The organism is Paenibacillus sp. S25, from assembly GCF_019454085.1.
Taxonomy (GTDB): Bacteria; Bacillota; Bacilli; order Paenibacillales; family Paenibacillaceae; genus Paenibacillus; species Paenibacillus polymyxa_B.
This window is the reverse complement of the sequence record NZ_CP073683.1, coordinates 1,613,625-1,634,139: the sequence shown is the minus strand read 5'-3', so window position 1 is coordinate 1,634,139 and position 20,515 is coordinate 1,613,625. Positions and strand designations below refer to the sequence as shown.

The window sequence follows — 20,515 nt, the reverse complement described above, 5'->3', positions numbered from 1 at the left end:
CATGCAGATACCAGATTTTTTACACACCATTGTACATATTTCACTGCGTACAGCGTCCGCTGTTGAACCGTTTTAACGCTTGCCTGGATCATAAAGCTGACCCAAGGCGGCCGGAGCGCGTGAACGTCCGACAGCCGCTACCAGTACAATAATCGTCAGGAGATATGGCAACATAAAAATAATTTCCTGGGGAATACTTTGCGACCATGCGAACAGCTGCACATAGTTGCGAATGGCTTGTGAAAAACCAAAAAACACTGCTGCGCCAAAAGCGCCAAGCGGATTCCATTTACCGAAAATCATAGCGGCAATAGCAATATATCCCTGCCCCGAAACTGTATTGTGTGAGAACATGTTGGTTGTAGTCAGGGTTATTGTAGCTCCACCAATCCCAGCCAATGCCCCACTGATCATAACACCAATATAACGAAGACGATTTACTTTAATCCCCACTGTATCGGCCGCTCCTGGATGCTCCCCAACGGAACGCAAACGTAAGCCAAACGGTGTTTTATACAATGTAAAATAGCCAATAATAACTAATAGAATGGCTAAATATGTCGTTGGGTAAGCTTGGAAAAAGGCTTTTCCTGCAATCGGGATATCCACAAGGTAAGGGATGGATATTTCGTTAAAACCCTGAATCCGACCGGTGTCACCATCTCCCTCAAATAAAAGCTTGACCATGTACAGTGTACTACCTGCTGCCAGAAAGTTAATAACTATACCGCTTATTACCTGATCGGCTTTAAACGTAATAGAGGCTACAGCATGAATTAACGAAACCAAAATACCGAACACCGCAGCTGACAGCACACCTACCCAAGCCGCAGAGGTGCCTCCTAGTCCAGCTTGCTCGGCATAAAATCCGCCAACACCCGCTGCAAACGCTCCAAATACCATAAGTCCTTCCAACCCGAGATTCGTTACACCGGATTTCTCTGAAAAAACTCCGCCGAGAGACGCAAAAATAATCGCCGTCGCAAAAACGAGCGTTGTATGGATTAATTCACCAAGTGTTAACCAACTCATTTTACAACACCTTCTCTTTCTTCCGCTTGGAGTAGAGCGGCTTCACAACCCAACGTACGATACCTTGGGCCGCAATGAAGAAAATAATCGAGCCAATGACAACCCGGATAATCTCGGGCGGTACATCTGCGCTAAAGCTCATCCCCGCAGAACCATACGTAAGCGTTCCGAACAAAACAGAACCGAGCAGCACACCGAATGGGTTATTCATCCCAATCAGAGCTACAGCGATACCATCAAAACCCGTTCCCGGTGATCCTGCCATGACAGATTGATAATGGAATACTCCCAGCACTTCAAAGGCGCCTGCCAATCCGGCAAAAACCCCACTAATAAACATCGCTTTTATGATATTACGATTTACATTCATACCTGCATAACGGGATGCATCCTGATTAAATCCGACAGCCCGAAGCTCATAGCCTTGCTTTGTTTTCCACATGAAAATGTAGAAAAAGACTGCCGCCAGCACAGCAATAACTGTGCCCCAATGTACCCGAGCATTCCCCATCATCTGGGACAGCCATTCGATGGAAATTGAAGCAGAAGGCTGAATATCCACAGAACGATTTTCGCCATCCATAAGTGCGAACTGATTGATCACCAAATTAGCCAAATACAGACCGATCCAGTTCATCATAATACATGTAATAACTTCATTCACGCCTCGTTTGGCCTTCAAATAGCCAGCAATCGCAGCCCACAGACCTCCGAAAACTGCACCTGCAATTACAGCTAGCGGTGCATGAATGATAGCTGGCAACCCATGGAGTTTAATACCCACAATCGAAGCAGCTGTCATACCTACCAGAAACTGACCTTCGCCGCCGATATTAAACAATCCGGCGCGGGCCGCAAAAGCAAATGCCAACCCCGTTAAAATCAGCGGAGTCATCTCACGGATAGCCTCTCCAAAGTTGTAGGAATCTCCGTATACACGGCTAAACAATGCAGAATAGGCCACAATAGGGTCATACCCGCCAATCAGCATCACAATAGCACCCAGAAGGAGACCCAAAATAATAGAGACCAGCGCCAGTACAAAGGAGTCTTTTGTGAATATTTTCAATAGATTAGCCATTCTCTACTCCTTTCTTCACTGCACTTCCTGCCATCATGAGTCCCAGTTCCTGGTCATTCGTTTCTTCTGGCAGCACTTCCCCGACAATCTTGCCCTCATAGATGACAGCAATTCGGTCGGATACATTCATAATCTCGTCCAGTTCAAAAGATATGAGCAACACAGCTTTACCTTGGTCCCGTTGGGCAATCAGTTGTTTCTGGACAAACTCAATAGCTCCGACATCCAGACCGCGTGTAGGCTGTGCTGCAATGAGAAGGTCTGGATTTTTATCAATTTCACGCGCAATGATAGCCTTCTGCTGGTTCCCACCAGATAATGCTCTTGCCTTCGTGTGAATATCCGGTGTTCTTACATCAAACTTTTCGATAAGACTTTTGGCCTGTTTCTCTATAGCATCTTTGTTCAAGAAGCCATTTTTACTGTAAGGCGCCTGGTAATACGTCTCCAGCACCATATTTTCACTCATAGAAAAATCGAGCACCAACCCATGCTTATGACGGTCCTCCGGTATATGTGAAACGCCTGCCTCTGAAATTTTGCGTGGTGGCTGATTGGCGACCTCTTGTCCGAGCAAACGAATGCTCCCACCATCCACCTTGCGTAAGCCTGTCAAAGCTTCGATCAGTTCACTCTGTCCATTGCCATCTACTCCGGCAATCCCCAAAATCTCGCCCGCCTTGACCTGCAGGTTCAACTCATTTAGAACGTTAATGCCATCCTTGTTTTTAGAAATTACATTGTTCATTTCCAGTACCGTTTGTCCTGGTTGCGCAAGCTGCTTGTCCACTTTAAAGGACACACGACGACCCACCATTTTCTCAGCCAGCTCATTTGGTGTTGTTTCAGACGTCTTGACCGTATCAATAACCTGACCTCGGCGAATGATCGTAACAGTATCTGCAATTTGCATAATTTCTTTAAGTTTATGAGTAATAAGAATAATTGATTTGCCTTCAGCGACCAAGCGTTTCATAATGTCTAGCAACTCAGTGATCTCCTGCGGTGTCAGTACTGCTGTAGGCTCATCGAAAATCAGAATATCTGCACCACGATAGAGCGTTTTGATAATTTCTACACGCTGCTGCATACCAACAGATATATCCTCAATTTTGGCATTCGGATTTACCTGAAGGCCGTACTGCTCAGACAACCGCTGTACTTCTGCGGCAGCCTTTTTATAATTGATTTTCAGACCCTTACGAGGCTCCGAGCCCAGGACAATATTTTCGGTCACGGTAAATGGCTGTACGAGTTTAAAATGCTGATGCACCATGCCAATCCCCAGATCAATCGCCTTATTTGGACTATCAATCTGTACGGGTTTACCTCCGATTTCAATTGTCCCTTCATCCGGCTGATACAGTCCGAAAAGAATATTCATAAGCGTAGATTTACCCGCGCCATTCTCACCCAAAAGGGCATGAATTTCTCCCTTATGCAGCTTGATGCTGATGGAGTCGTTGGCAACGATGCCGGGGAATCGTTTTGTAATTTGCTTTAACTCAACGACGGGGGTCGCTGCATCCATGAGATCACCCTTATACACTTTATAGTATGTGCTCCAATGAGCTGATTTTGCCCGTTATAATTCATATAACTCCAGACGTAAGAACAAGGCTAGTCTTATGAACCAGCCTTGTCGCCACTTATATGTTCTTCAAGCCAAAACTTATTTCGAAGGAACTGTAATTTCGCCCTTAATAATTTTTTGCTTGTATTGTTCTACAAGATCAAGCACATCTTTAGGTACATTTTTCGTTGATGTGTCTGCCAAACCAATTCCATTATCCTTCAGAGCCAGTGTTTCGATACCGCCCTTGAAATTACCGTCAATTACTTCTTTAGATACGCGTTTTACAGCTTCATCTACACGTTTTACCATCGAAGTCAATGTTACGTCGTCACCAAACTCAAGCGATTGGTCTTTATCTACGCCAATAACCCATACTTGCTGACCTTGTTGCTTACGTGCGAGCGCTTCGTTGAATACACCTGTACCAGATCCGCCAGCTGCATGGAAAATAATATCCGCACCACTGTTGTAGATCGTTGCAGCTGCTGCTTTACCCAGGTCCGGCTTATCAAATGCACCTGTATAGTTAACTTCCAATTTTGCATTTGGATTTACAGCTTTAATTCCTGCTTCGAATCCTTTTTCAAAACGTTTGATCAACGGGCTGTCTTGTCCACCCACAAAACCAATTTTGTTTGTTTTGGTAAGCTTACCAGCTACAACTCCCACCAAGAAGGAACCTTCATTTTCAGCAAAAACAACCGATTTTACGTTAGGCGCATCCACGACACTGTCAATGATCGCCAAGTTTTTGCTTGGGTTGTCTTTCGCTACTTGTCCAATCGCATTCGCCAGATTAAAACCGATTCCCCAAGTCAAGTTAAAATCACCCTTAACAAATTGGTTCAGGTTAGGAATATAATCTTGATCGGATTTACTTTGCAGGTATTTAACTTTAGCGCCTGATTCTTTCTCAGTGGCTTGTAGTGCCTCCCAAGCAGATTGGTTAAACGATTTGTCGTTTACTCCACCCACATCTGTAACCATGCCAATTTGGACATTCGATGTTTTGGCAGAACCACCTGTGTCTCCACCATTTGCGTTGGACGCACCTTGATTTTTGTTACCGCAGCCTGCGAGAATGACCGAGATCGCCAGCAGCATAACCAAAGACATACTGAACATTTTCTTCATGCTGATACTGTTCCCCCTTAGTGTTAGATCCCTGGACTGTCTCTTTTCTTTGAACATGTACATGCTCATACATGTCATTTACTGACGAGACAGATCGTACAGAAGACTTACTTTAGAGATTATACAATTATGATCGGCTAAAATCTAGACAATTAATAACCTTGGGTCAATTTTTTTTAAAAAACCATCAATGTAAGCGCTACAAAGTTAAAAAAAACATACATTCTTCCATCTCACGTCATATTTATTCGTATTTTAGAGAAAACGAAGTCTTTACCGTAACATTGAGTATGTACAAAAAAAGGCATCCCTACACAGCGTACTGCTTGGGATACCTTTTTACCACTTTCGTGGTTTCCACGCTTTATTATTAATAATTAAGCGTTGATTTTGCCTTTAGCAACAGTTGCCAAAGAGTTGAATGCATTAATATCATTGACTGCAAGATCAGCCAAGATTTTGCGGTTAATGTCCACACCAGCCAATTTCAGGCCGTGCATCAATTTGCTGTAAGACAAACCGTTCAAACGAGCTGCTGCGTTGATACGCACGATCCACAGTCTGCGGAAGTTACGTTTCGTCTGACGACGGTCACGGTATGCGTAAACAAGCGATTTCATTACCTGCTCGTTAGCTGTTTTAAAAATGCGGTGTTTGGAACCAAAATAACCTTTAGCAAGCTTCAATACTTTTTTATGACGACGACGAACGACGAATCCGCCCTTTACTCTTGCCATATCAATAGACCTCCCAAATAATGTTTATACTTCATTCATTGCAGTGCTAGTGCTATTTCAGGTTAGCAAGACCTTGTTTCAGACGTTTAACGTCCCCAGGTGCCATCTCAGGGTTAGTACCCAGAACGCGTTTCGCACGTTTGGATTTGTGGGAAAGCAAATGGTTTTTGTAAGCTTTGTAACGCATTACTTTACCAGTACCGGTAATTTTGAAGCGGCCTTTAAGGCTGCTATGTGTTTTCATTTTAGGCATTGAACTTCCTCCTTAATTTGTCATTGACTCTTTGGAGCCAATATCATAATCATGCTGCGTCCTTCGAGCTTGGGTTGGCGCTCCACGGTACAAAGATCAGCAACTTCCAATTTCACACGTTCGAGAATTTTTTGACCCACATTAGCATGAGTAATTTCACGACCGCGGAAACGAACGGAGCATTTCACCTTGTCCCCTTCATTCAGGAACTTCACCACATTGCGAAACTTGGTTTGGTAGTCATGTTCCTCGATGTTGGAACGGAACCATACCTCTTTGATGTCAACGATCTTCTGGTTTTTACGGGCTTCCTTTTCTTTCTTCTGTTGCTCATAGCGGAATTTTCCGTAATCCATAATCCGACACACGGGCGGCTTCGCTTGAGGCGCCACGTTCACGAGATCCAAGTTTGCGTCAATCGCCATTTGCAAAGCTTCACGCGTCGGTGTAATCCCGATTTGTTCACCGTTCGCACCAACTAGACGTACTTCTCTCACTCGAATCTCATCATTGATCATATGTTCCTTACTAATAACCCTCCACCTCCAGAACCTGTTATTGTTGTATTGTGTTTAAGCACAAAAAAGGGATGACGACTACACAGCCGACATCCCTGTTTGATACTCAATTCATCATGAAAGTTCAATTCACAAATCATTGGATCATGACCAGCCGGCAATACCGGACAGGTGAGAAGTCGGACCTTCTACTTGTTAATCCATATTTTCAATTAACATACTCGAATATCTTATCACGTCGCAATTAAGGTGTCAACACTTTTATAAAAGTTGATGACACCGAGCTCTAGCCTTATTCCACAGTCCAATTAACCTTGCTTACTCTGAACCTCTTCCAAACGAACGACACGCGTATGCTGGGTATGGCTCCATTGCTTATTGTTCTGTGTGAAGAACGCATAAACCGTAATCGGATACCACGATATCGCATAGACCGGGAACAGCAATAAGTACAGATATACTTTTTTGAATGTGACCTTTTCCAAAATCATTGCGAGCACAAAAGTAGCTACATTCAGACCAATAGCTATAACACCGGTCCAAGCTGGTAACTGTACATAGATGTTCTCGATATTAGGTCCACCAAAGAAGGCGATATCTATCCACATCGCTACTGTCATCAAGAAGGTGAGCAGTACGATATACACGTTCAGACCATAAAGAGCCATATCGAATTTAATCAGGCTTCTATGCTTGATACTTTGCCACAGCAACGGGAAGAAATAACGACGAGCTACCGTAAAGTGACCTTGCATCCAGCGCAAACGCTGTCTGGACGAAGCTTTGAACGTCAACGGCTTTTCATCATATACCTTGGCATCGTAATTAAATCTTGGATATACGTTGCGTTGTGTGCAGCGCATGGTGAATTCCAAATCCTCTACGAGACTTGTCGCACCCCAGCCCATTTCCTTAAGCAGATTTGTTTCAAAGCACATGCCTGTACCACCGAGGAAATTAGCCATGTTCAGATTGTGACGTGACAGCTGCCACAAACGGTTGATGTACCAATAAGATACCCCGTATGCCGCTGTAATCCAAGAATCCTCAGGATTCTTAGTATCAATGTACCCCTGGATAACACGAGCACCTGTGCACAGATCATTGTTCATTTCACTCAAAAAATTGGTATGCGCCAAATTGTCAGCATCAAACATGACAATGGCATCATATTGGCGCGGCATAGCCCATAATTCCTTGAGCATCCACTCAATAGCGTAGCCTTTACCACGCAGATTCGGATTCGTACGTTCACAAGCATTCATGCCGTGAGCGCGAACGATGTCCGCAGTCTTATCTGTACAGTTATCACAGATTACGAACACATCGTAAAGTTCCTTCGGATAATCAAGTTGCTTCAAATTTTCCATCAATGCTCCGACAACCTGTTCTTCGTTGTGGGCAGCGACTAAAATGGCAAATGATTTTTCTGGAGCCGCGTGCTCTTTCCTTTTCTTGCGAACCAATCCGAACAAGGAGAATGCAAACTGATAGACTGCGATCACCGCCAGTATAATCTGGAGCGTCACGAAAATAGCGTCTAACATGATCTCTTGTTACCCCCTTTTTATACCCCTTAAAATCTTGCGTTTGTTTGTTTTCTATCTGTGTAGCGCAAGTTGCGGCGCTTTGCGCGCCTTTTCTGTAGTTTTTGACCCGACCCTTGCTTTCTTCATTGGCTGTGCGCAGCCCCCTTTTGGCTGACACAGGAATGCCATTACGATTTTCGTTGGTTTTCAATCTTTTGTCAAAGCCCTTAAACCGGTCTCAGCAGCAAAAAAACACAACAAACTCCCGTTTGAACCGGGAATGCGGCGCTGGACTTCTCATTCATGACGCTTAGGTCTTATTTTCATCCATTTGCTAACTTTTTATTTCTTTGGTCCCTCCTTTTTGTGGGCCAATTAGCAACCACTTCTAAACACTCTATCTTATTAGACGGATGAACGCAAAGAAAGTTATACAATTTGGCTTATATTCCATTAACATTTTTGTGTAGAATTGAACCAAGTAAGTTATGAATCTTTAGTGATTCTTGAAATGAACAGCGTTTAAAAATATGATGAGAGCAAGAGAATAATTACTTATGGTCTGATTATGTCAAAATGACTCAAAATATTTGCCGACTGACCTGAACCGGCAACCGGAGGAAACCAAATGCAACGTCTAGTCGTAAAACTTGTAAATCTGGAGCAGCAGTTGTTCAAATGGATCAACGGACGCTTACACAACCGTTTTTTGAACTTCTGGCTTTATTATCTCACACATTTAGGTGGGGCTACCTTTACTATAGCCTCCACACTCCTTATTTGGTGGCTCGCTCCGAATCCGTGGAAAGATTCCGGTATGAAGGGAGCCATCGCTCTCGGGGTCAGTCACATCCCCGTAGCTATCGTTAAAAAGCTGTACCCGCGGATTCGCCCGTATTTGGCGCTACCAGGTACAAATACATTCCGCAACCCCTTGTCGGACCATTCTTTTCCCTCAGGGCACACGACCGCTATTTTTTCAGCTACCGTGCCTTTTATGTTACAGTCACCGATGCTAACACTGCTGCTGTTGCCTGTAGCGACCATTGTAGGTTTTTCTCGGATTTATCTGGGTCTTCACTACCCAACGGATGTACTCGCAGGAGCGGTCATCGGAACGTCTGCAGCAATAGGAACGGTTGCATTCTGGCCTTAAAGCCGATATGGTATGATTGAGAACATCCCAGCAGGAACAGGTGAAATGAGAGTGGCTAAAAAACGAGTGTTATTATTATCGGAAGGTTTCGGTGCCGGACATACTCAAGCTGCCTACGCGCTCTCAAGCAGTTTGCGGAAGCTTTCTCCGAATGTGCAGACAAGAGTGCTGGAGCTGGGGAGTTTTTTGAATCCAAGAATGGCCCCGCTTATTATTACAGCATACAAGAAGACTGTTGTATCGCAGCCTCGCCTAGTCGGATTGGTTTACCGTCATCAGTACAAAAAATCATTAAACCGTCTTACAACGCTCGCTTTGCACCGTCTGTTCTACACGCAGACCCGAAACATTCTCCGGCAGCTTCGTCCCGATTTGGTGGTATGTACTCACCCCATCCCAAGCGCGGTAATTTCACGTTTGAAGCGCTTAGGCTTACATGTTCCGCTTTGTACTGTCATTACAGACTACGATGCACATGGAACATGGATTAGTCCCGAGGTTGACCGGTACTTTGTATCTACGCCTGAAGTCATGCGTAAGCTGCGCGCGCGCGGAGTACCCGTTTCGAAAATCCAGGTGACCGGTATTCCCGTTCATCCAAATTTTTGGGAACATCCTGGGCACGATGAAATTAGAGAACAATTTGGACTTAAACCCATCCCGACCGTACTCGTTATGGGTGGCGGCTGGGGCCTTATGAATGACGAAGTCATACATCGTTCGCTTACTCAGTGGAGAGAAAACATTCAATTTATTTTTTGTTTGGGGCATAATGATAAAATTCGTCGTAAAATGCAATTGGATCCCAGGTTTAATCATCCAAATATTCATATCTTCGGATTTACACGGGAAATCGACAAATTAATGGAGGTATCGAATCTACTCATTACCAAACCCGGCGGAATGACATGCACCGAGGGATTGGCCAAAGGGATTCCGATGCTGTTTCACAAACCTCTCCCTGGACAGGAGGAGGAAAATTGTCAATACTTTACGGCTCAAGGCTTCGGAGAACCGATTACTTCGCTGGATGTTGTCGTTAAATGGATGAACCGACTGCTACACGATTTTCCAGAAATCGTCCGCAAGCGACAGGAGCACGTCCATAATGTAGCGCGATATTATCCTCTTCAGAGCGCACAGAGTATTTTGGATATACTGGAACCGAACAGGGTGCTTTCCTAAAAGGAAGCACCCTGTCTTATTTTATCCGTTTGATCTGTTTTTATTTCCCGTACTTTTCAAGGCGTGTTTTTCCGTACTCTTCCAAAGCATCTTTGCCGATCAGCACCTCGACTCGATGAATATTCATACCTTTGCCCATGAACTTTTGTTCGTATTCTGTCATGACATGCTCCTCGTTGATCCCCTCACGATGAAGGTTTAACGAAATATTCGTCATCTGCAAACCGCTATCGGCAAACGAATTCAGAGAAAACTCAAACAGTGTCTCCGAATCGGTCTTAAAATGAATTTGTCCTTTGCTGTTCAAAAGCTGACGGTACTTGTCCAAAAAACGCGGATGCGTCAAACGACGACGTGCATGCTTGGCTTTAGGCCAGGGATCACTAAAATTCAGATAAATGCGTTCAATCTCTCCTGGTTCAAAAACATTCTCGATCTGTTCAATGTTTGCCAGTGCCAATTTGATATTAGGCGGCGTATCAACCTCTGAATTACTCCAGGCCAGACGAGACTTTTCTGTTGCACGGCGAACCAGCTCATCATACATATCAAAGCCAATATAGTTAACCTCCGGATTCCGGAAGCTCATTTGGCTTATAAATTGCCCTTTACCCATACCGAATTCCACATGAATGGGACGATCATTACCAAAAACCTGCTGCCATTTCCCCTTATACTGTGCTGGCTCCAAGATGACTAGGTCCTGCTGTTCTTCCAGACTTTCCCGTATTCCTTTTCTTCCGCGTAAACGCATGTTACTCCTCCATATACTCTGTTATCAAGGAAAAAGGAATTTCACCCCCGCTTGAAGATACGGAAATGAAATTCCTTTTTCAATATATTTGGATTGGGGTCCAACTAATTTAATTGTTCATAGTCTACCCTATCAGCAGGTGAAAAATCAATTGTCTTTTGGCAAGCCGCTCTGATTTTTTGACGTGCGGTCGTTCCAATCTGACGATCCTGCCCAAAACGGACACCAGTCAATGCCAACGCCTCATCAAAGGTTAACTCAACAGTAACTTTATCCATACGCGTCTTATCCTGCGCATTCATAAAAGATCACCTCACGGGTTATTTGTGATGGAACCGACGTGCACTTACCCTAAAACAGGCGATAGAAACAGCATAGCTGCCTCCCTGAAGAATAATCATCAGCAACGGATAACTTTTATCTTCAGGATCAAAAACAGTCCTTTTATTGTATGTCTGGTACCGCTTACAATATAACACATTGTGTAACCTTTTTCAATCCGCAACGCCATAAAATCCGCACATTTTATTGACTTGTTCGGTCAAATGATTCCCAATGAAGACTGATTTTTGTTACAATAGGGTGATCGTAAAAAAAGGAGTACACCCATGAAAACAGATTTATTGCCTGCTCCTCTCCTGTGGGGAGATAAACGGTTCCATACTTGGAATTACGAAATGCGTGAGCAATTTCAAAATAAAGTGTTCAAAGTCATGCTGGATGCGGGTTTTACCTGTCCGAATCGCGATGGTTCTATCGCTAAAGGGGGTTGCACCTTTTGTAGCGCACGCGGATCGGGTGATTTTGCTGGGCGTCGTCGTGATGATCTGGTCACCCAGTTCAATACGATTCGGGATCGGCAGCATCTAAAATGGCCAAACGCCAAATATATTGGCTATTTCCAAGCCTACACTAATACGTATGCCCCGGTTGAGGAACTGCGAGAATACTTTGAGGTTATTCTGGAGCAGCCCGGCGTTGTCGGTCTGTCCATCGCTACACGTCCTGACTGCCTGCCTGATGATGTAGTGGATTACCTTGCTGAGCTAAACGAACGCACGTACCTGTGGGTCGAAATGGGCCTGCAAACTGTCCATGAATCGACCTCAGAGCTGATTAACCGTGCTCATGATACTCAATGCTATCTGGATGCGGTGGAAAAGCTGCGCAAGCGGAATATTCGTGTGTGCGCCCACATTATTTATGGTCTGCCCCAAGAGACGCATGAAATGATGCTCGATACGGGACGTGCAGTAGCGGCTATGGATGTGCAGGGTATCAAAATCCACCTGCTGCATCTCATGCGCAAAACGCCCATGGTCAAGCAGTATGAAGCGGGATTGCTACGCTTTCTGGAAAAGGACGAATACGTTAAGCTGATAGTTGATACGCTGGAGTTTTTACCTCCCGAAATGATCGTTCATCGGTTAACCGGAGATGCCCCACGCGATTTGCTAGTGGGACCCCTGTGGTCGCTTAAAAAATGGGAAGTGCTTAATGCCATCGATCATGAACTGAAGTCACGTGAAACGTGGCAGGGAAAATACTGGAGGCAACCTTAAATGGGGTTCTTATCCGTTCTTAGCTACGCTCATCAATTGGTGGCTGCGCGGGTGCAGCCAGGTGATACTGCTATAGATGCTACCGTCGGCACAGGAGCAGATACGTTGTTTCTGGCAAAAGCTGCTGGCAAACGGGGCCGTGTCTATGGCTTCGACATCCAGCAAGAAGCACTGCATTGCGCCCGGCGTCGACTGGAAGAAAACGCTTCGCCTTCATTAGCAGAAGTATCGCTACTGCTACAAGGTCACGAGCAAATGCGGGAGGCCGTTCCAGACATGCTGCATGGCAAAGTCGCTGCGGTCATGTTTAACCTCGGCTACTTGCCATCCGAAGGCGCCGATCCGACTGTCATCACGCATACAGACAGCACGCTCGTCGCACTTAATGCTGCCTTACAATTGCTGCGACCACGCGGCATTCTGACTGCCGTACTCTATCCAGGGCATGCTGGAGGCAGCGAAGAAGCAGAAGCCGTCCTTCAATGGGCTTCAGCTCTCCCGGTCTCCAGCGGTCAAAGCATTATTTATCGTCAATTACAACGAGCCGCTTCGCCTTACGTAGTGGCGATTGAAAAGAAATAATGTCGGATTTTAAACTCAGGTTATGAGCGGCTTTTTTAGCCGCCTTACATATATCATTTTTTAAGCTCGTTCGGGCGCTATTCATCCCAGTTTATTGCCCCAGCGGCACGTTATTGATTTCCCTATTCTGTTAGGTCGCACTCATTACTCATTATGGAGGAGAGAAATTATGCTAAAGCCATACCCGCTGCAATTTCAACCTGAGTTCAAAGAGAGAGTTTGGGGAGGACGGGCCTTAGAACAATTTGGTCTAACCCCACCAGAAGGACATATCGGGGAAGGATGGATGATTGCCGATCATCCAAACGGAACAACAACGGTCATCAATGGTGAGCTAGCAGGCAAAGGACTGGATGAAATCCGCGAGACCTACGGGCAGGATTGGCTCGGGGCCAAGGGTGTATCGGAAAAAGGCGGACGATTTCCACTTTTGATCAAACTACTGGATTGTAATGATGACTTATCCGTTCAGGTGCATCCAACAGATGATTACGCAGGACTTCCAGCCGGAGAATTAGGGAAAACTGAAATGTGGTACGTGCTTGATGCCAAGCCAGACGCCAAGATTATTTATGGTCTGACCGAAGGTGTAACTCGCGAGAGTCTGCGCACAGCTCTTGAAAGTGGGGACATCCTCGGCAGTTTGCGTCAGGTTCCAGTCGAAGCAGGCGATACGTTCTTCATCCCCGCCGGAACCGTACATGCACTGTGTGCAGGCGTTGTCGTTGCTGAAATCCAACAAAATTCGGATACTACCTATCGCTTATATGACTACAATCGCCCCGGACTGGACGGCAAGCCTCGTGAGTTGCATATCGAGGATTCCCTCAATGTAACCTCCTACGAGGGTGCAGGCGCAACAACGATGAAAACGGACGGCTTACAGCCTGGTAAATGGCTCCAGTTGGCAGCCTGTGAGTATTTTGTTGTGGAAAAGGGTATCGTAGATGGAAGTTGGGCACTTTCTACAACAGAAGACAGCTTCACCATTCTCGTGATTTGTGAAGGCAGTGGGACCATAACATGGAACAATAATACCGAGTCTCTTTCCTGTAAAGCTGGAGATTGCTTCCTGTTGCCCGCTAACCTGAGCGGTTACACGCTGAATGACGGAATGACCGTACTTAGATCTTATCTTCCTTAAAGCTTAAAGGATGTGATGTCTAATTATGCGGGAATACACCTTCACCATCGCTGAAAATGACGGAACAGAGCTTTTTGCCTACCGCTGGCTGCCTGATCAGAATTTGCCCATTAAGGGGATTGTTCAAATTTCGCATGGTATGTGCGAGACATCCTATCGCTACATTCGATTGGCCGAAAAGCTTACTGGTTGCGGTTATGGTGTGTATGCCAACGATCACATCGGTCACGGGCGTACGGCTGGCGATCCTGATAAGCTGGGTATGCCGGGAGCTAATGCGTTTAATCGAATGGCAAACGGCATGCTGGAGCTAGGCGAAATTGCGGCTAAGGAATTCCCTGATCAGTCTCGTTTTTTGCTGGGTCACAGCATGGGGTCCTTTTTAACCCAGAAAATTATGTATGATGATCGGCAAACGTATCACGGGTTTATTTTATCGGGAACCAACGGACGGCGTGGTCTCCTAAAACTCGGAGAGCAAGTTGCTCTACTGCAAGCCAAGCTGCAAGGAATGGATCATCGCAGCATGCTGCTCAACGCTATGGTCTTTGGCGGCTTTAACCGCGCCTTTCGTCCGGTGCGTACGGCGTTTGACTGGCTGTCCCGTGATCCTGAGGAAGTAGATCAGTTCGTACATGACCCATTATGTGGAGCTATTTGCACGACAGGCTTTTTTCTGGATTTTTTCAGGCTATTGCAAGAAATCCACTGGCCTTCCTCGCTGAAACACATCAACCCCAAGCTACCAGTTTATATTTTTGCCGGGGATCGTGATCCAGTGGGTTTGTTCGGTAAAGGTGTGTTGTCACTAGTGGAAATGTATCGAAGCCTAGAGCTTCAGGACATGGAGTATCGCCTCTATCCTGACGGTCGCCATGAGATGCTTCATGAAACAAACCGCGACGAGGTGATGAGTGACATCGTAGACTGGCTCGACCGTCATGTTAACACAGGGGTGACCTCTGTTTCCGCATTGTCTGGAGCCTCCGAGGCACCTGAACAATCAACCTCGCCCAAGTCATCAGCCTTGTGAGGAAATAAGAAAAGAAACCTTTAAAACCACGATTAAAGTGGGATTGAAGGTTTCTTTTTTTCCTTTATATTTCATTCGGGTATAGTTTTAAAAATCACCATGCATTTCGTTCTCTCAAGGAAGTAATATGAGCTGTATGATGCTTGCCATGCCAGGCATAGATGCCGATGTTTCGTTCCAGGCGGATCGTCTGGCCCGATTCAGGATGAATAAACGATCGGTGTAGCTGATCCTCTCCCAACGATCGCAACACGGTCACCCACCGTTTATGGAGTCCTTCTAGCAATTGCAACGAAGGTTCAAGTGGAAGCTCCCTGGCGTCTGGTATTTCGGCCCAACGTCCCTCATCATATGGCTTGATCGTGGGTGTATCCTCCGTTAGTGCCAGCTTAAAACGGATATAGCTGTTCATATGGCTGTCTGCCACATGATGAACTACCTGCCGAATCGTCCAGCCCCCTTCGCGATAAGGCGTATTTAGCTGCTGCTCATTCAGTCCTTCGACCGCCTGACGCAGCTGTGCAGGCAATTCAGCAATGTCGTGAATCCATGCGATAAGCTGTTCTTCTGTAATGGTATCTGGAACAACGAATGATCCTATCGGATAGCGCAAGTCTTTGTCCAAAACAGTTCCCGCCCTTCTCTACATCTACTACCTGTCATATCAGTTGATTTATGCTATAACTATGCAGGAAAAAAAGCAGACTCGCAAGAGTCTGCTTTTGTCATACACGTAAAGAGAAGATCCACTTACCTTTATTTTATCCTTCCAGTAACAATGATTCCGGATCTTCCAGCAATTCTTTGACCGTTACCAGAAAACGAACCGCCTCACTACCATCTATGATCCGGTGATCGTAGGACAACGCGATATACATCATCGGACGATTTTCCATTCGTTCCTCGTCGATGGCAATCGGTCGAAGTTGGATTTTATGCATTCCCAAAATACCCACTTGCGGCGTATTAAGAATCGGCGTAGACAGCAGGGAACCGAAAATACCTCCATTGGTTATAGTAAAAGTTCCCCCTTGCAAGTCGGCCAGAGAAAGTGAATTGGAGCGAGCTTTGCCAGCCAAATCCGCAATGCTCTTCTCAATTTCAGCAAAGCCGAGACGATCGGCATCCCGCACAACTGGCACGACCAAACCTTCCTTGGCAGATACAGCGATCCCGATATCATAGTATTTTTTCAGTACGATATCATCGCCATTAATTTCTGCATTCACGGTAGGGAAGCGCTTGAGTGCACCAACCACTGCCTTTGTAAAGAAGGACATAAAACCCAAGCCTACATCATGTTTTTCCTTAAACTTATCTTTACGGCGTTTACGCACATCGAGAATGGCGGTCATATCCACTTCATTAAAAGTGGTGAGCATGGCAGCTGTTTGCTGTGCTTCAACAAGACGCTTAGCAATCGTTGCTCTGCGTCGAGACATCCGCTGGCGTTCCACAGGCTTGCTGTACTCCGTTTGAGCTGGAGACGGAGGCGCAGGCTTGCTAGTAGCGGGAGACGCAGGTACAGATGCTGTACGTGACACTTCAGCGCTGTTATGCGTTTTTACGTCCTCCTGGAAAACACGTCCGAGCGGGTCCTTTCCCTGTACCTGCTCAAGATCAATCCCGCGCTCACGCGCCAACTTCCGGGCGGATGGTGATGCCGTCTGGCCATTCCCGTCGCCATTCGATGAAATAGGCGGTGCAGACTTTTCTTCTGCTTTAACCCCGCCTCCTACGGAAGACGGTGAAGTCGCTACGGATGGTGCTTCAGGCGCTTGAGTCGCTGCAACTTCTCCAGCACCGGTTGATTCCGCACCACCACTGCCGCTTCCGATCAAGCCAACAGCTTCACCAATGACCACAGTATCTCCCTCCTGACGAAGGATTTTCTGGACCACACCTGCTTCTTCCGCACTAATTTCCAGATTGACCTTATCGGTTTCCAGCTCCAGTAGAACATCTCCCTGTCCTACGGAATCCCCTTCCTTCACAAGCCATTTGGAGATTGTTCCTTCCGTGATGGATTCTCCCATTGCTGGCACTATAATATCGCTCACAGCCGCTACCTCCCAAGTGTAATATTGTTTTTGGAATCCTGCTTCAACGCCGATTGAATAATTCGCTGTTGTTCTAGGCTGTGTACTTGCTGATAACCGCTGGCCGGGCTTGAACGATCTGGTCTGCCTGCGTAACGAATTTCCGCTCCCTGTGGCACAACATTCCGCAGACGAGGTTCAATGTAACTCCAAGCCCCCATATTTTTAGGTTCTTCCTGAGCCCATACAAACTCTTTAGCATGCGGGAAGCGGCCGAAAATATTCCGAATTTCCTCTTCCGGGAAAGGGTATAACTGTTCCACACGAATAATATGCAGACGCTCTTCTGCCTCATTCTTATCCTTTTCCAATGCTTCTTCGAGATCAATGGCAATCTTGCCACTGCACAGTACAATGCGCTCTACACGATCCGGACGTGCCCCCAGACCAGGCTGTTCCAACACAGGACGGAATGCTCCTTCGCTGAATTCAGAAGCAGGCGAAGCGACACGATTGTTACGAATCAGGCTCTTCGGCGACATCATCACAAGCGGGCGGGCTTCCTCACTTTCGCTTAATGCAGCCTGACGGCGCAGCAGATGGAAATACTGTGAGGCACTGCTCAAATTAGCGACAGTCCAGTTATTTTGTGCGGACAACTGGAGAAAACGCTCCAGACGTGCGCTCGTGTGCTCTGGTCCTTGTCCTTCGCTACCATGCGGTAACAGCATCACCAGACTCGATTTCTGTCTCCATTTAGCACGGCCCGCAGAAATGAATTGATCAAAAATAACCTGTGCACAGTTGGCAAAATCGCCGAATTGCGCTTCCCAAATCACTAACGTTTCAGGAGAATACACGTTATAGCCGTATTCAAAGCCGAGGACAGATGCCTCAGACAATGGACTGTTATGAATACTGAACGAAGCACGTGCTTCTGGCAATGTGTGCAACGGGCAATGTGTACGTCCTGTTTCAGGCTCATGCAGCACGAGGTTACGGTGAGCAAATGTAGCTCGCTCCGCATCCTGACCTGTCATACGAATAGGCTTGCCGTCTGCGAGAATGGTGGCCAAAGCCAGCGTCTCCGCCAAGCTCCAATCTACCTTTTCTCCCTCGTTCAGAGCGGTTTTTCTACGCTGTAAAATTCGATCCAGCTTCGGATATACATGAAAAGCCTGTGGCCATTTGAGCAAGTTTTCATTGATTTGGCGCAGCTTTTTCAATTCCACTGCAGTACGCACCATAGAGCTCTGAATTTTTTTCGCCTTCACAGGTGTCATTTCCGGCTCTTGTTCCGGTTGATTCTTCACATGCTCATGCGCTTCCTTCAGTCTGGTTTGGACCTTTTCAATAAGGCCGGCACTAAACGCTTCATCCACAACCCCCTGCTTCATCAGCTTTTGAGCATACAATTTGCTCACCGTCGGATGATTCTTCACCTTACGATATACCAGTGGTTGTGTTGTTTCCGGGTCATCGGATTCATTGTGACCATAACGACGGTAACCAATCAGATCAATCAGAAAATCCTTTTTGAAACGATTGCGGTATTCGCCAGCCATACGAGCAGCTGCAATACAAGCTTCAGGATTATCCGCGTTCACATGCACAATTGGAATTTCATAGCCTTTAGCCAGATCACTGGCATAACGGGTCGAACGGGAATCGACACTTTCCGTTGTAAAACCCAGACGATTATTCACAATAATATGGACCGTGCCGCCATTACGGAAGCCACGCAAATTGGTGAAATTAAGTGATTCTGCCACGATACCTTCACCTGGGAAAGCCGCATCACCGTGCATAATAATTGTAGCTGCCTTGCTCACATCCAGCTTCGGATATCCAGCCTCACTGCGGTCTTCCTGTGCAGCTCGTGAAAATCCTTGTACCACCGGGTTCACATATTCCAGGTGACTTGGGTTATTCGCCAATGTCAGACGGGCCTGCACCGCTCCCCCATCTTTTACAAAACGATCAGCACCCAGATGATATTTCACATCGCCAGTCCAGCCGTAGTTAATTCCTGTGGAACCTTCTGACGGGATCAAATCTTTATTCGGCGAATGATGAAATTCAGAGAAAATTTTACTGTAAGGCTTGCCCAGCACATGTGCCAGTACATTCAAACGGCCGCGATGCGCCATACCCATCAGGACATGACTTGCTCCTGCATTTGTGGTTAGACGAATAATCTCGTCGAGTACAGGGACAAGCACATCATTACCCTCAATGGAAAAACGTTTCTGTCCGACGAATGTTTTATGCAAAAACTCTTCAAACTGTTCTACTTCTACCAATCTGCCCAGCAACGACTTGCGTTCCTGTGTTGTAAGTGGCTTGGAGGACCAGCCGGATTCTGCATAGCTGTTCAGCCAGCGGCGCTCCTCCTCGTTATGAATATGACTAAATTCATAGGCAATCGGACCTGTGTATGCTACACGTAACCGTTGAATGGCTTCCCATCCGTTAAGTGTTCCCGCAGGAGCGTTATCCCATATTAAAGAGGCTGGAAAAGCCTTTAAGTCTTGTTCAGTTAAACCGTAAGATGCTGGATTAAGCAAGCGAGTATCCTGCTCTGCATCCAGTTCCAGCGGATCGATTTGGGCGGCTAAATGTCCGTATTCACGGATATTCCACACCATTTTCCCCGCTGTAACCGCTTTCTGCAATGTGTTCGAATCAAGGTGCCCCAAAGCACTTGGGGGGGGGCCTTGCAATTTGTTGTCTATCATGGAAGCAGCCGAGTATTCGGATTGTGGCGGCTCACCCCATTGATCAAACAGCTCGCGGTAAGCCGGATCAACCGTTCCGGGGTCCGCTACATACTTTTCATACTGGTCTTGCACATAACCTAGATTAGGTCCGTAATACGCCTGCCAAGGTACCTGTCTGCTGCTCTCTTCCATTGTCATCTCGTTCCCTCCGTCAAATTTTGAAATTCATAGCTGGACGGAAATCATTTTCATTTTTTATTAAGTCTTCAATTTAAGTTGTTCACAATATGCTCACATTATATGAAATCCTTCATCAAAAGTCGAATTTCACAATTCTTATTCCTCTTCCATTGTATAAAGTTTTCTAGCTATGAGCATTTCCTTTTTCTCAACATATCCATGCGTAAATGAGATGAATCGGGCTATTCTGTAATTCTTACACCCTCATTATAGACGATTACCGTATGGATTATTTCAGAC

General features: G+C 46.1%; 19 protein-coding genes. 6 read left to right on the top strand and 13 right to left on the bottom strand.

Annotated elements, in window-relative coordinates:
• Positions 1 to 72 precede the first annotated feature (72 nt).
• The 8 genes from KAI37_RS07065 to KAI37_RS07030 form a co-directional block, all read right to left on the bottom strand.
• Complete coding sequence (locus KAI37_RS07065; RefSeq protein ID WP_220030974.1) at positions 73 to 1,032, bottom strand: ABC transporter permease; 960 nt, start codon at positions 1,030 to 1,032, stop codon at positions 73 to 75.
• A 1-nt stretch (position 1,033) separates the two neighbouring features.
• Complete coding sequence (locus KAI37_RS07060; RefSeq protein WP_013309382.1) at positions 1,034 to 2,113, bottom strand: ABC transporter permease; 1,080 nt, start codon at positions 2,111 to 2,113, stop codon at positions 1,034 to 1,036.
• Positions 2,106 to 3,644 (bottom strand): ABC transporter ATP-binding protein, encoded by a 1,539-nt coding sequence (locus KAI37_RS07055; protein WP_023987756.1) that lies wholly within the window; start codon positions 3,642 to 3,644, stop codon positions 2,106 to 2,108. Before KAI37_RS07055 ends, KAI37_RS07060 begins: the two co-directional genes overlap by 8 nt.
• A gap of 141 nt (positions 3,645 to 3,785) precedes the next feature.
• Positions 3,786 to 4,823, bottom strand: a complete 1,038-nt coding sequence (locus tag KAI37_RS07050; RefSeq protein ID WP_025724105.1) for a BMP family lipoprotein — start codon at positions 4,821 to 4,823, stop codon at positions 3,786 to 3,788.
• A gap of 377 nt (positions 4,824 to 5,200) precedes the next feature.
• Entirely contained in the window at positions 5,201 to 5,560 is a 360-nt protein-coding gene (gene rplT / locus KAI37_RS07045) for a 50S ribosomal protein L20 (protein ID WP_007429517.1), read from the bottom strand.
• Between the two features lie 52 nt (positions 5,561 to 5,612).
• The gene (gene rpmI / locus KAI37_RS07040; protein WP_013309379.1) at positions 5,613 to 5,813 is read right to left on the bottom strand and encodes a 50S ribosomal protein L35; all 201 of its coding nucleotides are present in this window, start codon (positions 5,811 to 5,813) and stop codon (positions 5,613 to 5,615) included.
• 20 nt (positions 5,814 to 5,833) lie between these two features.
• Positions 5,834 to 6,331 carry a translation initiation factor IF-3 gene (gene infC, locus KAI37_RS07035; protein ID WP_013309378.1) on the bottom strand — a complete coding sequence of 166 codons (498 nt, stop codon included), beginning with the start codon at positions 6,329 to 6,331 and terminating at the stop codon, positions 5,834 to 5,836.
• 308 nt (positions 6,332 to 6,639) lie between these two features.
• The gene (locus KAI37_RS07030) at positions 6,640 to 7,878 is read right to left on the bottom strand and encodes a glycosyltransferase family 2 protein (protein ID WP_071640043.1); all 1,239 of its coding nucleotides are present in this window, start codon (positions 7,876 to 7,878) and stop codon (positions 6,640 to 6,642) included.
• 610 nt (positions 7,879 to 8,488) lie between these two features.
• Here KAI37_RS07030 and KAI37_RS07025 point away from each other — a divergent pair.
• Positions 8,489 to 9,016 (top strand): phosphatase PAP2 family protein, encoded by a 528-nt coding sequence (locus KAI37_RS07025; protein ID WP_071640042.1) that lies wholly within the window; start codon positions 8,489 to 8,491, stop codon positions 9,014 to 9,016.
• Positions 9,017 to 9,067: 51 nt separating this feature from the next.
• Positions 9,068 to 10,201: an MGDG synthase family glycosyltransferase gene (locus tag KAI37_RS07020; RefSeq protein WP_023987753.1), complete on the top strand. Its 1,134-nt coding sequence runs from the start codon at positions 9,068 to 9,070 to the stop codon at positions 10,199 to 10,201.
• 40 nt (positions 10,202 to 10,241) lie between these two features.
• On the opposite strand, the gene trmB is transcribed toward KAI37_RS07020, so the two are convergent.
• Together trmB and KAI37_RS07010 are read right to left on the bottom strand one after the other, a co-directional pair.
• Positions 10,242 to 10,955 (bottom strand): tRNA (guanosine(46)-N7)-methyltransferase TrmB, encoded by a 714-nt coding sequence (gene trmB, locus KAI37_RS07015; protein ID WP_023987752.1) that lies wholly within the window; start codon positions 10,953 to 10,955, stop codon positions 10,242 to 10,244.
• A 104-nt stretch (positions 10,956 to 11,059) separates the two neighbouring features.
• Positions 11,060 to 11,257 carry a hypothetical protein gene (locus KAI37_RS07010; protein ID WP_203055902.1) on the bottom strand — a complete coding sequence of 66 codons (198 nt, stop codon included), beginning with the start codon at positions 11,255 to 11,257 and terminating at the stop codon, positions 11,060 to 11,062.
• A 306-nt stretch (positions 11,258 to 11,563) separates the two neighbouring features.
• On the opposite strand from KAI37_RS07010, the gene mnmL reads away from it, so the two are divergent.
• The 4 genes from mnmL (at position 11,564) to KAI37_RS06990 (ending at position 15,276) form a co-directional block, all read left to right on the top strand.
• Positions 11,564 to 12,517 (top strand): tRNA modification radical SAM protein MnmL/YtqA, encoded by a 954-nt coding sequence (gene mnmL, locus KAI37_RS07005; protein WP_071640041.1) that lies wholly within the window; start codon positions 11,564 to 11,566, stop codon positions 12,515 to 12,517.
• Entirely contained in the window at positions 12,518 to 13,099 is a 582-nt protein-coding gene (mnmM, locus tag KAI37_RS07000) for a tRNA 5-(aminomethyl)-2-thiouridylate-methyltransferase MnmM (protein ID WP_220030973.1), read from the top strand. It begins immediately after the preceding gene.
• A 169-nt stretch (positions 13,100 to 13,268) separates the two neighbouring features.
• Positions 13,269 to 14,243, top strand: coding sequence for a type I phosphomannose isomerase catalytic subunit (locus KAI37_RS06995; RefSeq protein WP_023987749.1), 975 nt, complete (start codon positions 13,269 to 13,271; stop codon positions 14,241 to 14,243).
• Between the two features lie 25 nt (positions 14,244 to 14,268).
• Positions 14,269 to 15,276, top strand: coding sequence for an alpha/beta fold hydrolase (locus KAI37_RS06990; protein WP_076293757.1), 1,008 nt, complete (start codon positions 14,269 to 14,271; stop codon positions 15,274 to 15,276).
• Positions 15,277 to 15,370: 94 nt separating this feature from the next.
• Here KAI37_RS06990 and KAI37_RS06985 read toward each other — a convergent pair whose 3' ends face one another.
• From KAI37_RS06985 to KAI37_RS06975, 3 genes are all read right to left on the bottom strand, one after another.
• Positions 15,371 to 15,901 carry a YfiT family bacillithiol transferase gene (locus KAI37_RS06985; protein ID WP_071640037.1) on the bottom strand — a complete coding sequence of 177 codons (531 nt, stop codon included), beginning with the start codon at positions 15,899 to 15,901 and terminating at the stop codon, positions 15,371 to 15,373.
• A 136-nt stretch (positions 15,902 to 16,037) separates the two neighbouring features.
• Positions 16,038 to 17,336, bottom strand: coding sequence for a 2-oxoglutarate dehydrogenase complex dihydrolipoyllysine-residue succinyltransferase (odhB, locus tag KAI37_RS06980; RefSeq protein WP_220030972.1), 1,299 nt, complete (start codon positions 17,334 to 17,336; stop codon positions 16,038 to 16,040).
• A 5-nt stretch (positions 17,337 to 17,341) separates the two neighbouring features.
• Positions 17,342 to 20,233, bottom strand: coding sequence for a 2-oxoglutarate dehydrogenase E1 component (locus tag KAI37_RS06975; protein WP_220030971.1), 2,892 nt, complete (start codon positions 20,231 to 20,233; stop codon positions 17,342 to 17,344).
• Between the last annotated feature and the right edge of the window lie 282 nt (positions 20,234 to 20,515).